The organism is Modestobacter sp. VKM Ac-2982, assembly GCF_026967935.1.
In the GTDB taxonomy this organism is placed as follows: Bacteria; Actinomycetota; Actinomycetes; order Mycobacteriales; family Geodermatophilaceae; genus Modestobacter.
This window is the reverse complement of sequence record NZ_JAPVBL010000006.1, coordinates 363,990-378,155: the sequence shown is the minus strand read 5'-3', so window position 1 is coordinate 378,155 and position 14,166 is coordinate 363,990. Positions and strand designations below refer to the sequence as shown.

General features: G+C 73.9%; 10 protein-coding genes. 7 read left to right on the top strand and 3 right to left on the bottom strand.

Annotated elements, in window-relative coordinates; genetic code table 11:
• Positions 1-15 precede the first annotated feature (15 nt).
• Together O2W20_RS21365 and O2W20_RS21360 are read right to left on the bottom strand one after the other, a co-directional pair.
• The gene (locus tag O2W20_RS21365) at positions 16-4,623 is read right to left on the bottom strand and encodes an ATP-dependent helicase (RefSeq protein WP_269173640.1); all 4,608 of its coding nucleotides are present in this window, start codon (positions 4,621-4,623) and stop codon (positions 16-18) included.
• 68 nt (positions 4,624-4,691) lie between these two features.
• Entirely contained in the window at positions 4,692-5,456 is a 765-nt protein-coding gene (locus tag O2W20_RS21360) for a class I SAM-dependent methyltransferase (RefSeq protein ID WP_269173639.1), read from the bottom strand.
• Between the two features lie 110 nt (positions 5,457-5,566).
• On the opposite strand from O2W20_RS21360, the gene O2W20_RS21355 reads away from it, so the two are divergent.
• From O2W20_RS21355 to O2W20_RS21335, 5 genes are all read left to right on the top strand, one after another.
• On the top strand, positions 5,567-5,791 hold the full coding sequence (locus tag O2W20_RS21355; RefSeq protein WP_269173638.1) for a KTSC domain-containing protein: 225 nt from the start codon (positions 5,567-5,569) through the stop codon (positions 5,789-5,791).
• Positions 5,792-5,806: 15 nt separating this feature from the next.
• Entirely contained in the window at positions 5,807-6,952 is a 1,146-nt protein-coding gene (locus O2W20_RS21350; protein WP_269173637.1) for an acyl-CoA dehydrogenase family protein, read from the top strand.
• Positions 6,953-7,065: 113 nt separating this feature from the next.
• Positions 7,066-9,624: a beta-glucosidase family protein gene (locus O2W20_RS21345; protein WP_269185530.1), complete on the top strand. Its 2,559-nt coding sequence runs from the start codon at positions 7,066-7,068 to the stop codon at positions 9,622-9,624.
• Positions 9,625-9,706: 82 nt separating this feature from the next.
• The gene (locus O2W20_RS21340) at positions 9,707-10,987 is read left to right on the top strand and encodes an MFS transporter (RefSeq protein ID WP_269173635.1); all 1,281 of its coding nucleotides are present in this window, start codon (positions 9,707-9,709) and stop codon (positions 10,985-10,987) included.
• A gap of 166 nt (positions 10,988-11,153) precedes the next feature.
• Positions 11,154-11,348, top strand: coding sequence for a DUF3046 domain-containing protein (locus O2W20_RS21335; RefSeq protein ID WP_269173634.1), 195 nt, complete (start codon positions 11,154-11,156; stop codon positions 11,346-11,348).
• Between the two features lie 24 nt (positions 11,349-11,372).
• Here the strand turns inward: O2W20_RS21335 and O2W20_RS21330 are convergent, their stop codons facing one another.
• Positions 11,373-12,230, bottom strand: a complete 858-nt coding sequence (locus O2W20_RS21330; RefSeq protein WP_269173633.1) for an NAD(P)H-binding protein — start codon at positions 12,228-12,230, stop codon at positions 11,373-11,375.
• An 80-nt stretch (positions 12,231-12,310) separates the two neighbouring features.
• Here O2W20_RS21330 and O2W20_RS21325 point away from each other — a divergent pair, with 80 nt between their 5' ends.
• Both O2W20_RS21325 and recA read left to right on the top strand, forming a co-directional pair.
• Positions 12,311-12,721, top strand: a complete 411-nt coding sequence (locus O2W20_RS21325) for a winged helix-turn-helix transcriptional regulator (RefSeq protein WP_269173632.1) — start codon at positions 12,311-12,313, stop codon at positions 12,719-12,721.
• Between the two features lie 228 nt (positions 12,722-12,949).
• On the top strand, positions 12,950-13,984 hold the full coding sequence (recA, locus tag O2W20_RS21320) for a recombinase RecA (RefSeq protein WP_269173631.1): 1,035 nt from the start codon (positions 12,950-12,952) through the stop codon (positions 13,982-13,984).
• Positions 13,985-14,166: the final 182 nt, after the last annotated feature.

Sequence of the window (14,166 nt, the reverse complement as noted above, 5' to 3'; positions counted from 1 at the left end):
GCGCGTCCCGGCTGATCAGCTCCGCAGCCGCAGCCCCCGTGGGGTGGCGGCGAACCCGGCCGCCTGCAGCGCCGCGGTGAGCGGGCCGGACTCGTGCACCGACGCCCCGTCGGCCTTCTGCACGATCATCCGGCCCAGGGCCCCCGACGCCACCGCGCCGGACAGCGCCGTGGCGGCCTCCTTGAGCACGGTGTCCTCCTCGGTCCAGGACAGCAGCGTCTTCCCGCCGCGCTCGACGTAGAGCACGAGCTCGCCGTCGACCAGCACCACCAGCGCACCGGCCTTGCGCCCGGCCCGGTGCCCCGTCCTGCGGGTGCTGGTGCCCTCGCCGAGGTCGACCGCCGGGCCGTCGGGGGCGCCGTCGGCCGAGCCCACCGCCCGCTCCGGCCAGGGGAGAGCGGCGCCGTAGACGTTCGCCGGGTCGGTGGCGGCGAGCACGACCGGCCCGGCCGGCACGCGGTCCGGACTGGCGAAGCTGCGCAGCCGGTCGACCGAACCCGGGGTGCCGAACTGGGCCGCGCCGAGGGTCTCGACGAAGTACCCCCGGCGGGCCCGGCCGTTCTCCTCGAACGCTCGCAGCACCGGGTAGACCGCGGAGAAGCCACCGGTCACCTGCTCGGCCTGCACCGCCCCGCGGGTGAGCACGCCGTGCCGTTCCAGCAGCGCCTCCGCCCGTGCGGTGGTGCGCTTGGTGGCGTTGCCCTCCAGGTCGGGCAACCGCGACCAGCGCCCGGCCATCGCCGGGGGACCGGTGCGGCTGGGCATCGCGGGCCGGCCCAGCCGGGTGCGGCCGGAGCGGCTGCGGTCGAGCCGGGCGCGGGGTGCGGCGGGCTGCCGCTTGTGGGTGCCACCGCCGGAGAGCCGCACCCGCAGCGGCGCAAGGGTGTCGTTGGTCAGCGCGCCGGCCCAGACCAGGTCCCAGATCTCCTCGGCCAGCGCGGTGTCGTCAGTGGCGCCCACCCGGTCGGACAGCGCTCGGAAGAACAGCGCCTGCCCGCCGGCGAGCTCGTCGAGCACCAGCTGCCCGACGCCGCCCTCGGTGGTGGCGCCACCTGGCGGCTCGGGCAGCAGCAGGGGGGCCAGGTCGGCCGGCACCAGGCTCACCCAGCCGTCACCACCGGAGAGCCCGCCCGCACCAGCCCACAGCACCTCGCCGGCGCTGGTCAGCTCGTCGAGCATCGCGGGCGAGTAGTTCTGCACCCGGGAGGGCAGCACCAGTGACTCCAGCGCCGAGGCGGGCACCAGGGCACCGGCCAGTTGCTCGACCACCGCCAGGACGCCGTCGACCCCGCGCATCCGGCCGCCCACCGACTGCCAGGAGGGCGTGAACCGGGCGAGCGTGTCGGTCGGGACGGGCTCGACCTCCTGGCGCAGCTTGGCCAGCGACCGCCGCCGGATCGAGCGCAGCACCTCGGCGTCGCACCACTCCTGGCCGATGCCGCCGGGCCGGAACTCGCCGGTGACCAGCCGGCCGGTGCCGACCAGCCGCTGCACGGTGGCGGTGACGACGGCGACGCCCAGGCCGAGCCGGGCGGCGACCTCCGGGGGTGCGAACGGGCCGTGGGTGCGGGCGTAGCGACCGATCAGGTCACCGAGCGGGTCGGCCACCGGCTCGGTGAACACCTCCGGCACCCCGACCGGCAGCGCGGTGCCCAGGGCGTCACGGAGCCGGCCGGCGTCCTCGATGGCGACGTACCGCTCCTCACCGGCGACCCGGACGACCAGTGCCCGGCGGGAGACGACCAGCTCCTGGAGCCAGTCGGCCGGGATGCCGCGGGCTCCCGCCTCGGCCACCGTCAGGTCGCCGACGCCGCGGAGCAGGTCGCTGGCGCCGTCGACGTCGCGCGGGTGCCGCTGCTCGGGCAGCCGCTGCAGCTCCGCCTCGACCTCCGCCATGGCGTCGCCGTCGAGCAGTTCGCGCAGCTCGGAGCGGCCCAGCAGCTCGGCGAGCAGCCCGGTGTCCAGGGCGAGCGCCTGGGCGCGTCGCTCGGCCAGCGGGGCGTCGCCCTCGTAGATGAACTGCCCGACGTAGCCGAAGAGCAGCGACTGGGCGAACGGCGAGGCCGTCTGGGTCTGCACGTCGACCAGCCGCACCCGGCGGGCGCGCACGTCGCTCATCAGCTCGACCAGCCCGGGCACGTCGTAGACGTCCTGCAGCACCTCCCGCACCGCCTCCAGGGTGATCGGGAACGAGGAGAACTCGCTGGCCACCGAGAGCAGCTGGGCCGCTCGCTGCCGTTGCTGCCAGAGCGGGGTGCGCCGCCGCGGGTCACGACGGGGGAGCAGCAGCGCCCGGGCGGCGCACTCGCGGAACCGACTGGCGAACAGCGCGGAGTTGCCGACCTCGGCGGTGACCTCCCGCTCGACGTCGTCCGGGTCCAGCAGCGCGAGATCGGCCTCCGGCGCCTCGCCGGTGGTGTCCGGGAGCCGCAGCACGATGCCGTCGTCGGAGTGCATCGACGCGACGTCGACGCCGTACCGCTCGCGCAGCCGGGCGGCGAGCACCAGCGCCCAGGGGGCGTTGACCTGGGCGCCGAAGGGGGAGTGGACGACCAGCCGCCAGTCGCCGAGCTCGTCGCGGAACCGCTCGACCAGCAACGTGCGGTCGTCGGGGAGGTGGCCGGTGGCCGCCTTCTGCTCGGCCAGGTAGGCGAACAGGTTGCTCGCACCCCAGGCGTCCAGTCCGGCGGCGCGGGCCCGGTCCATGCCGGCCTCCGGCGTGGCCGAGCCGACCTCGCGCAGGAAGGCACCCAGCGCCCGGCCCAGCTCCAGCGGGCGGCCCAGGGTGTCGCCGTGCCAGAACGGCATCTTGCCGGGCTGGCCGGGCGCCGGGCTGACCAGCACCCGGTCGTGGGTGATCTCCTCGATCCGCCAGGACGAGGACCCGAGCAGGAAGACGTCCCCCACGCGGGACTCGTAGACCATCTCCTCGTCCAGCTCACCGACCCGGCGACCACCGTTCGCCCCCGCACCGGAGACGAGGAAGACGCCGAACAGCCCGCGGTCGGGGATGGTGCCGCCGCTGGTCACCGCCAGCCGCTGGGCACCGGCGCGGGCGGTGAGGCTGTCGGTGACCCGGTCCCAGGTCAACCGCGGGCGCAGCTCGGCGAAGGCGTCGGAGGGGTAGCGACCGGCGAGCATGTCCAGCACCGCGTGCAGCGCGGAGTCCGGCAGCGAGGCGAACGCGGCCGAGCGGCGCAGCACCGCGGCGACCTCGTCGACGGTGCGCGGCCGCTCGGAGACCATCGCGACGATCTGCTGGGCCAGCACGTCGAGCGGGTTGCGCAGGTAGCGGGTCGACTCGATGGCCCCGGCCCGCATCCGCTCGGCGACGACGGCGCTCTGCACCAGGTCGCCGCGGAACTTCGGGAAGATGACGCCCTCGCTGACCGCGCCCACCTGGTGGCCGGCCCGGCCGACCCGCTGCAGCCCGGCAGCCACGTTCGGCGGCGACTCGACCTGGATCACCAGGTCGACCGCGCCCATGTCGATGCCGAGCTCCAACGAGGAGGTGGCGACCACGGCCGGCAGCTGCCCGGACTTGAGCGCCTCCTCGACCACCGCGCGCTGTTCCCGGGAGACCGAGCCGTGGTGCGCGGAGGCGACCGGCTTCACGTCCGCCGGCAGCCCACCGCCGGAGCCGGCCTGGGCCATCAGCTCGGCGGGGTTGGCGCCGTGCGGCATCGGCTCACCGGTGGCGCGCTCGTAGGCCAGCTCGTTCAGCCGGCTGGTCAGCCGTTCGGCCAGCCGGCGGGAGTTGGCGAACACGATGGTGCTGCGGTGGCTCTCGATCAGGTCGAGCACCCGCTCCTCGACCGCCGGCCAGATCGACGTCCGCGGCTGGTTGCCGGCGGCCGACCCCTCCAGCTCCCCGGTGGGCTGCCCCAGCTGGCTCATGTCCTCGACCGGGACGACGACCGACAGGTCCCACTGCTTGGTCGACGGCGGGGCGACCACCCGCACCGGACGGCCCCCGGCCAGGAAGGTCGACACCTCCTCGATCGGCCGCACCGTCGCCGACAACCCGATCCGCTGGGCCGGCCGCTCCAGCAGCTCGTCGAGCCGGTCGAGCGAGACCGCCAGGTGGGCGCCGCGCTTGCTGCCGCAGACGGCGTGCACCTCGTCGAGGATCACCGTCTGCACCCCGCGCAGCGACTCCCGGGCCTGGCTGGTGAGCAGCAGGAACAGCGACTCCGGGGTGGTGATCAGGATGTCCGGCGGGCGCCTGGCGAACAGCCGTCGCTCGTCGGCCGGGGTGTCACCGGAGCGGATGCCGACGCTGATCTCCGGCCGTTCCTGACCCAGCCGGGCGGCGGCCTGGCCGATCCCGGTGAGCGGTGCGCGCAGGTTGCGCTCGACGTCGACGGCCAGCGCCTTGAGCGGGGAGACGTAGAGGACCCGGCAGCGGGCCAGCGGGTCCTCCGGCGGGGGCGTCGCCGCCAGCCGGTCGAGCGACCAGAGGAAGGCCGCCAGCGTCTTGCCCGACCCGGTGGGGGCGACGACCAGGGCGTGCTCGCCGCTGCTGATCGCCGTCCAGGCGCCCTCCTGGGCCGGGGTCGGCTGCTCGAACGCACCGGTGAACCACGCCTGGGTGGGCGCGGAGAACCGGTCGAGAGCGGACACGCGACCAGTGTCCACGCGGGTACGACAGTTCGCCGGGGTCGGCCCGGTGCCACCGACTTCCACGCGGTTCAGCCCGGTCGGCGAACCTCGATCAGGTAGCGCTGCGACCACGAGACGAAGGTGCCGTCCCGCTCGATCTGCCGGTGCACCTCCGCGAGCTGCGACCTGTACCGCTCGACCGTGAAGCCCGGCACCGTCCAGACGACCTTGCGCAGGAAGTGCACGACCGCACCGATGTCGCCGAACTCCACTCGGCATCGGTGGGACCGCACGTCGACCACCAGCAAGCCTGCGGCCCGGGCGGCCTCGGCGGCCCGTTCGGCGGTGGGTTCGTCTGCATCGGGCCGGGGACCCGACAGCGCCTCGGCGAGGACCCGGTGGGTGCCCGACCCGACGCCCTGGCACAGGTGGGTGCCGCCGGGGGTGAGGACACGGGCGATCTCGTCCCAGCACTGGACCGTGGGATGCCGGCTGCTGACCAGGTCGAAGGTCGCATCCGAGCAGGGGAGTGGGCCGTCGTCCGCCACCTCGGCCACCTCGCCGCCCCAGCCCGCGAGGCGCTGCCTGGCCAGGAGCAGGTTCGGCGGCCACGACTCGGTGGCGGCCACCCGCCCGGGTGCCCGCGTGGCCCGGGTCAGCGCCTCGGCGTACACCTCGCCGCCTCCGGTCTGCAGGTCCAGGGACCTGGTGGCGCGTCCGAGCCGGTCGGCCAGCAACCCGCACCACCCCCAGGGAGGCCGCTCCTCGGTGGCCCGGCCGGCGAACCAGGAGAAGTCCCAGCCCTCGGTGGGCACGGCTGCGCCCTCGGCGATGAGCTCCTCGAATGCGCGCACCGCGGCAGCCTGACGACCCGGCAACGAGTCGACAAGCGGATTCGTCGACATGTGGACCCGGGCGAATCACACTGGTGTCATCTCCGCCGTCGTCCCCCAAGGGGGCAGCCATGCAGCGAGCAGCAGTGCAGTCCTCCAGCATCGCCACCGTCGGCTACGACGAGGGGGAACAGGTCCTGGAGATCGTGTTCAGCGACGGCCGCGTCTACCACTTCCTCGAGGTGCCACCGGAGCGGGTGCTGTCGCTGCTCCGCGCCGAGAGCAAGGGCCGCTTCTTCAACACCGAGATCAAGCCGAACTTCGGTCACCGGACTGTCGGGCGGCGCTGGGGCTGAGCCAGACTGCGTGGCATGCGTCACAGCTTGTACGAGGCCGACCACGACGACTTCCGGAGCAGCGTCCGGGCGTTCTGCGAGAAGGAGGTCGCGCCCTTCCACGACGAGTGGGAGCGCGCCGGCATCGTGCCGCGCGAGCTGTGGACGGCGGCCGGCGCGCAGGGGCTGCTGGGCATGGGGGTGGAGGAGCGGTACGGCGGCGGCGGGGTGCGCGACTTCCGCTGGTCCTGCGTGCTGAGCGAGGAGCTCGTCCGGATCGGCGCCAGCGGCGTGGGCTTCGGGCTGCACAACGACGTCGTCGGCCCCTACCTGCAGGACCTCGCGACCGAGGAGCAGAAGGAGCGCTGGCTGCCCCGCTTCTGCACCGGGGAGCTGATCACCGCGATCGCGATGACCGAGCCGGCCGCCGGCAGCGACCTGCAGGGCGTCCAGACCACCGCCCGCCGGGACGGCGCCGACTGGGTGCTCAACGGCTCGAAGACCTTCATCACCAACGGCATCAACGCCGACCTGGTCATCGTCGTGGCCCGCACCGATCCCGAGGCGCCCGGCTCTCGGGGCCTGAGCCTGCTCGTGGTCGAGCGCGACATGGCCGGCTTCTCCCGCGGCCGCAACCTGGACAAGGTCGGGCTCAAGGCGCAGGACACCGCCGAGCTGTTCTTCGACGACGTCCGGGTGCCCGTCGCCAACCTGCTCGGCACCGAGGGGCACGGCTTCGCGCACCTGATGCAGAACCTGCCGCAGGAGCGGCTGCACATCGCCGTCTCCGCGGTCGCCGCCGCCGAGACCGTCCTCGCGCTGACCGTCGAGTACGTGACCACCCGGACGGCGTTCGGCCGCCCGATCGGCTCCTTCCAGAACTCCCGCTTCGTCCTGGCCGAGCTGCAGACGGAGGTGACGATCGCGCGGACCTTCGTCGACGAGTGCGTGCGCCAGCTCGGCAGCGGTGACCTCACCGCCACCGACGCCGCGATGGCCAAGTGGTGGACGACGGAGCTGCAGAACAAGGTCGCCGACCGGTGCCTGCAGCTGCACGGCGGCTACGGCTACATGAGCGAGTACCGCGTCTCCAAGGCCTGGCGGGACGCCCGGGTGCAGTCGATCTACGGCGGCACCAACGAGATCATGAAGGAGATCGTGGGGCGCTCCATGGGGCTCTGATCGAGGTTGCCGCCCACCGGAAGGTCTGGTTGTGGGGTGGCTGGGCCGGTCCTTAGGTTCGGCCGGTCTCGGGGGACATCGGGGTCACCCCGAGCGCGACACAGGAGTCGTTCATGAGACCGCACCGCACTCGACGCCTGCGTACCGGCGTCGCCCTCGTCGCCGCGGCGGTGGTCGTCACCGGCGGGGCCGCCCCGGCGCTCGCCTCGCCGGGCACCGACCGGCACGCACACGGCAACGGCAACGGCAACGGCAACGGCAACGGGCATGGCCACGGCAACGGTCGTGGCCACCACGATCCGGTCGCCCGGCAGGTCGCCGACCTGGTGGCCCAGCTGACCGTCCCGGAGAAGTTCGGGCTGCTCGGCGGGACGACCGGCAGCAACGGTGCCGCCGGTGCCCTGGCCGGGGTCCCGCGGCTGGGCATCCCGACCCTCGACATGGCCGACGGGCCGTCGGGTGTCCGCGCCGCGGAGCCGGCGACCGCGCTGCCCGCCCCGGTGGCACTCGGGGCGACCTTCTCCCCGGAGCTGGCCGGCGCCTACGGCGGGGTGCTCGGCCAGGAGGCCGATGCCCTGGGCATGGAAGTGCTGCTCGGCCCGATGATGAACCTGGTCCGCACCCCCTTCGCCGGCCGGAACTTCGAGACGCTCAGCGAGGACCCGCTGGTCACCTCCTCCCTGGCGGCCCCGCAGGTCTCCGGGATCCAGGACCACGGCGTCATCGCCACGGCCAAGCACTTCGCGGCGAACAACCAGGAGCTGGGCCGCGCCGGGCTGGACGTCCTGGTCGACGAGAAGACGCTGCACGAGACGGAGCTGGCCGGCTTCGAGGCGGTCGTCGACGCCGGGATCGGCGCGGTGATGTGCGCCTACAACCAGGTGGAGTCCGTCCAGGCGTGTCAGAACTCCGAGCTCCTCACCGAGGTGCTGCGTGAGCAGTGGGGCTTCGACGGCTTCGTCATGACCGACTGGTTCGCCATCCACGGGCCGGAGGCCCTGGTGGCCGGCCTGGACGTCGAGATGCCCCGGCCGATGGCGTTCCCCGAGCTGGCCCAGGACGTCGACGGCGACGGGCAGGTGACCGAGCAGGACCTGTCCGAGCCGGTGGCGGCCGCGCTGGACCGGGCGGTGACCGGCGTGCTGACCGCGATGGCCGAGGTCGGGCTGCTCGACGGGGCCGGCGACGACCCCGAGCGCGCGGTCGAGGAGAACGCCGCGGTGGCCCGTCAGGTGGCTACGGAGGGCGCCGTTCTGCTGCGCAACGAGCAGGGTGCGCTCCCGCTGTCCGACGAGGCGCTGGGCAGTCTCGCGGTGGTCGGGCCCACGGCGGCCACCCCGCTGATCGGCGGCGGTGGCAGCGCCCGGGTCAACCCTGACGCCGGCGCGGTCGACAGCACGCTCGAGGTGCTGGCCGCCACGGGGGCCGACGTCAGCTGGGCGACCGGCGAGGACCTCGAGGGCGAGCTGGTGCCCGGGGCTGTGCTGGGCACCGACGGTCCGCTGGAGCGCACCGGCGAGGCGGCGTCCACCGGGGAGTTCAGCGAGGACGTCACCGTCACCGCCCCCGAGGCCGGCACGTACACCTTCCACCTGCAGACCACCGGGCCCGGCGCCGAGGTGACCCTGGCGGAGGAGCAGGTGGCCTCCACCCAGAACCGGTTCGGTGCGCTGGGCGGCAGCCTCATCCCCACCTCCGACGGCTTCATCAACGACAGCTGGACCGTCGAGCTGGCCGCCGGCGAGCAGGTCGCCTTCACGGTGCGCGGCACGGGGACGGCCGAGGCACCGGTGCAGCTCCGCCTGCACTGGACGACGCCGCAGCTGCGCCAGGAGCGCATCGACGAGGCGGTCGCGGTGGCCGACGCCGCGCACACGGCAGTGGTCTTCGGCTACAACGAGGGCACCGAGGGGGAGGACCGGACCTCGCTGGCGCTGCCCGGTTTCCAGGACGAGGTCATCGCGGCGGTGGCGGCGGCGAACCCGAACACCGTGGTGGTCCTGAACACCGGCGACCCGGTGCTGATGCCCTGGCTGGACGACGTCTCGGCCGTGCTGCAGATGTGGTACCCGGGCCAGGAGGGCGCCGAGGCGACCGTCGACCTGCTCACCGGTACGGCCACCCCGGGCGGCAAGCTGCCGCAGACCTACCCGGCCGACCCGGCCCGGACGCCGGTCAGCGACCCGGCGAACTACCCGGGCGTCGACCTCGACGGTGACGGGGTGCCCGACCAGCAGACGTACACGGAGGGCACGGACGTCGGGTACCGCTGGTACGCGGCCACCGGGACCGACCCGTTGTTCGCCTTCGGGCACGGACTGTCCTACACGTCGTTCGACTACTCCCGGCTGCGCACCCGTACCGGCAAGCACGGCGTGGAGGTGTCCTTCGTGCTCACCAACACCGGGTCCCGGACCGGCACCGAGGTGCCGCAGGTCTACCTGGGCGCCGGCACCGCAGCCGGCACGCCGACGCTCCAGCTGGCCGGCTTCGACCGGGTGACGCTGGAGCCGGGCGAGCGGCAGCGGGTGACGATCGAGGTCGACGAGCGCCAGCTCTCGGGGTGGGACGCCGAGGACGACCGGTGGGAGCGCGCCTGCGGTGTCCGTCCGGTGCTCGTCGGCGCAGCCTCGGACGACGTGCGGCTGACGGACTCGGTGCGCGTCCGCTGAGCCGATCGGCCCGCCGGTGGCACCACACACCGGCGGGCCGTCGACCGGCCGGTCAGCGGCGACGGTCGGGCACACTCACCCGGTGACCCGACCGTCGCTCGCCCCGCCCGACCAGGCCGTCGTCCAGCGTCGCACGCTGGGGGTGCTCTCGGCGGGGGTGGCCCTCGGCGGACTCGGCGTGACGATCGGCATCACGGTCGGTGGGCTGCTCGCCCGGGACGTCGCCGGGAGCGACGCCGCCGCCGGGCTGGGGCAGACGGCGAGCGTGCTGGGCGCTGCCCTGATCGCCGTCCCGCTGGCCCAGGTCAGCGACCGGTACGGCCGGCGAGTCGGCCTGTCCGTCGGATACGGGGTCGCGGGCGTCGGCTCCCTGGTCGTCGTCGGGGCCGCAGCGGTGTCCTCCCTGCTGCTCCTGCTCGTCGGCCTGTTCCTGTTCGGGGCGGCCACCACCAGCGGGCTGCAGGCCCGCTACGCCGCGGCCGACCTGGCCCAGCCCGAACACCGTGGCCGCTCGCTGTCCCTGGTGGTCTGGGCGACCACGATCGGCTCGGTGCTCGGGCCCAACCTGGCCGGCCCGGCCGACGACCTGGGGCGCGCCCTCGGGCTGCCCGCGCTCGGCGGGGCGTTCGCCCTGTCGATCGCGGTGTTCGCGGTCGTCGTCCTCGGGGTGCTCGTGCTGCTCCGCCCCGACCCGCTCCTGCTGGCCCGGCAGCTGACCGCGGCCGACCGCCCCGCCGGACCGGCGCCGCTGCGATCGGGCTCGGCGGCCGCGCTGCGCGCGGTGTGGGCGACCCCCGGTGGGCGGCTGGGGCTGACCGCCGTCGTCGTCTCGCACGCGGTGATGGTCGGGCTGATGGTGATGACCCCGGTGCACATGGGGGCCGGCCACTCCGACGCCGACGGGACGACGTTGCGGGTGATCGGCCTGGTCATCAGCGTCCACGTGGCCGGGATGTACCTGTTCTCCCCGGTCGTCGGCTGGCTCGCAGACCGGGCCGGTCGCAGCGCGACGGTCGCCCTGGGCGGGGTGCTGCTCCTGCTCGCCGCCGTGGTCGCCGGCACGGCGCCGCCGGGGGCGGCCCTCCAGCTGGGCACCGGGCTGTTCCTGCTCGGCCTGGGCTGGTCGTGCGGGCTGGTGGCCGGGTCGACCCTGGTCACCGAGTCCGTCTCCACCGAGGTCCGCCCGGCCGCCCAGGGTGCCACCGACCTGCTCATGGGGCTGGGGGCGGCCGTCGCCGGCGCGGTGGGCGGCCCGCTGCTCGCGCTGGGCGGGTTCGGGCTGGTGGCCGTGATCTCCGCGGTGCTCATCGGCCCGCTCGCGGTGGTCTGGGCGGCGACCCGAGGGCGCCTCAGCGCCGGTTGAGGTAGTCGCGCCCCAGCAGGACCAGGAGCGTGACCAGGGCGAGGACGATCCCGACCTGCAGGATGAGGTCCCAGGTGGGCGAACCGGTGCTGGGGACCATGCGCCGAGCGTAGGACGCTGGTGGTGCCCGGCGCACGGGTCACCGGTCGGTGGGTACCGTCGGGGCGTGCGGTTGCAGGAGTTCCGGTCCCGGATGGAGCGCCAGTTCGGTTCGATCCGCGCGCAGAGCGTGGCCAGCGACCACGTCTTCGGCCCGCTGGGTGGGCGCACGCCCGCCCAGGCGATCGAGGCCGGCGTGCCGGTGCGCACGGTCTGGCTGGAGATCTGCAAGGAGTACGACATCCCGCCGAAGGAGCGCTGAACCCTCCTCCGGCGGGACGCGGGCTCAGCCCCTCAGGACGGAGCGGACGTGCTCGGCGAGCGTCGTGGTCGGCCGGCCGATGAGCCCGGACAGCGCGGTGCTCCCGGTCTCCAGGGCGCCCTGGGCGATCGACTGGTCGAGGGCGACGACGAACTCGGCGGTCTCCTGCGGCAGGCCCTGCCCGAGCAGGAACTGCACGTGCTCCTGGGCGGAGAGGTCGCGGTAGGTGACCTCCCGGCCCGTCTCGGCGGCGACGGCGGCAGCCAGGTCGGCGAGTGTGAACGGCTGGTCGCCACCGAGCTCCACCACGCCCGGCTCGGGCTCCGCTGCGGTCAGCACGGCGACCGCACCCGCCGCGAAGTCGGCCCGCGTCGCCGCCGCGATCCGTCCCGCGCCCGAGCTGCCGACGACCTCGCCGGTGTCGGCGGCCGTGCGGATCGGCTGGTCGTAGTTCTCCAGGTACCAGTTGTTCCGCAGCACCACGGCCGGGAGCCCGACCTCGGCGATCAACCGCTCGGTGGCGGCGTGCTCGGGGGCCAGCGGCAGCGGGGTGTCGTCGACCTTCGGCGCACTGGTGTAGACGACCAGCTCGACGCCGGCGGCCTTCGCGGCCTGCAGCACGTTGCGGTGCTGGGACACCCGCTGGCCGACCTCGTTGCCGGAGACGAGCAGCAGCCGGTCGGTGCCCTGCAGGGCGGCCTCGAGGCTGGCCGGGTCGCCGTACTCCGCCTGCCGGACCTGCACCCCGCGCGCGGCGAGGTCGCCGGCCTTCTCCGGGCTGCGGACGACGGCGACCACCTCGCCGGCAGGCACCCCGGCGTCGAGCAGTCCGGTGACGACGAGCCGGCCGAGCTGGCCGGTGGCTCCGGTGACGGTGATCAAGGGGACTCCTCTGAGTGCTTCCTGAGTGAATGGCACTTACGAACAGTAAGTGCCGGCTGCTCGGACGGTACTCTGGCGGCGTGCGCGACGTGGGGGAGGGTGCGGTGGAGCAGACGGTCGAGGAGCTGGTGGCCGACGTCTTCCGTCGCGCCTGCACCTCCCGCGAGGCGCTGGAGCACGTGACCGGCAAGTGGTCCCTGCTGGCACTGTCCGCCCTGGCCGAGTCCCCGCACCGGTTCGGTGAGCTGCGTCGCCGGATCGAGGGCGTGAGCGAGCGGATGCTGGCGCAGAGCCTGCAGACCCTCGAGCGGGACGGTTGGGTGCACCGCGAGGTGCGGTCGGCGATCCCCCCGCACGTGGAGTACCGGCTGACCGAGGACGGTGCCGCCCTCGTGCCCCACCTGCTGGCGCTCATCTCCTTCGTCGAGGACCGGATGCCGGCCGTCCACGCGTCCCGGGCCGCGGTCGACGAGGTCCGACCACCGCGCTGAGCACGTCGTCCGGGTGGTCGTCGACACTGTTCGAGGACGTCGTGAGGCGGCGCCGGTGGGCGCGACGCGCCGACCCGGCGTGTCACTGGAATCGAACAGGTGTTCGGCATACCGTGGCGTCCACAGGTCCGGTGTCTCTCCACAGATGCGCCCGGTCCGCGGAAAGTGTCAGACCCCGGCCCTAGCGTCGGCAACGACCCGCTACAGCGACATCCGAAGGTGGCCACCATGGCAACGCTCGACCGCGACAAGGCCCTCGACATGGCCCTCGCCCAGATCGACAAGCAGTTCGGCAAGGGCTCCGTCATGCGCCTGGGCGACTCGCCCGAGGTCGCCATGAAGGTCATCCCCACCGGCTCCGTCGCCCTCGACATCGCGCTCGGTGTCGGTGGCCTGCCCCGCGGCCGCGTCGTCGAGGTGTACGGCCCCGAGGCCTCCGGCAAGACGACGGTCGCCCTGCACGCGGTGGCCAACGCCCAGGCGGCCGGCGGCATCGTCGCCTTCATCGACGCCGAGCACGCCCTCGACCCCGACTACGCCCGGGCGATCGGGGTCGACACCGACGCCCTGCTGATCAGCCAGCCCGACACCGGTGAGCAGGCGCTGGAGATCGCCGACATGCTGATCCGCTCCGGCGCCCTCGACCTCATCGTCGTCGACTCGGTGGCGGCCCTGGTGCCCCGCGCCGAGATCGAGGGCGAGATGGGTGACAGCCACGTCGGTCTGCAGGCCCGGCTGATGAGCCAGGCGCTGCGCAAGATCACCGGTGCGCTCAGTAACTCCGGCACGACCTGCATCTTCATCAACCAACTGCGCGAGAAGGTCGGCGTGGTCTACGGCTCGCCGGAGGTCACCACCGGTGGCCGGGCGCTGAAGTTCTACGCCTCGGTGCGGCTCGACATCCGCCGGATCGAGACCCTCAAGCAGGGCACCGACGCGGTCGGCAGCCGGGTGCGGGTGAAGGTCGTCAAGAACAAGGTGGCCGCCCCGTTCAAGCAGGCTGAGCTCGACCTCATCTGGGGTCATGGCTTCAGCCGCGAAGGTGGGCTCATCGACATGGGCGTCGAGCAGGGCTTCGTCCGCAAGTCCGGCGCTTGGTACACCTACGAGGGCGACCAGCTCGGCCAGGGCAAGGAGAACGCCCGCACCTTCCTGCGCGACAACCCCGACCTCGCCGACGAGATCGAGAAGAAGATCAAGGAGAAGCTCGGCATCGGGGTCGTGGCCGCGGCGGCCCCGGCGGCCGCACCGGCTGACTTCTGACCCCGCCGGTGTCCGATGCGCTGATCGACGGCGGGCCGGGCAGCGACGGCTTCGAGGACGACGCCGGGCCGGCCGGTGACGGAGGTCGCCGGCCCGGTCGGCGTCGTCCCGGTCGGGGCAGTGCCGGGGTCGGCGGTGCCCGGACCGGTGGGGATCCATCCGACCGGTCCGAGTCCGGTGGC

Bases quoted from the DNA above. Each gene is read 5' to 3' on its own strand.
- O2W20_RS21355 (WP_269173638.1), top strand. From the start codon at position 5,567: ATGCAGCGAGCAGCAGTGCAGTCCTCCAGCATCGCCACCGTCGGCTAC.
- O2W20_RS21350 (WP_269173637.1), top strand. From the start codon at position 5,807: ATGCGTCACAGCTTGTACGAGGCCGACCACGACGACTTCCGGAGCAGC.
- O2W20_RS21345 (WP_269185530.1), top strand. From the start codon at position 7,066: ATGAGACCGCACCGCACTCGACGCCTGCGTACCGGCGTCGCCCTCGTC.
- recA (WP_269173631.1), top strand. From the start codon at position 12,950: ATGGCAACGCTCGACCGCGACAAGGCCCTCGACATGGCCCTCGCCCAG.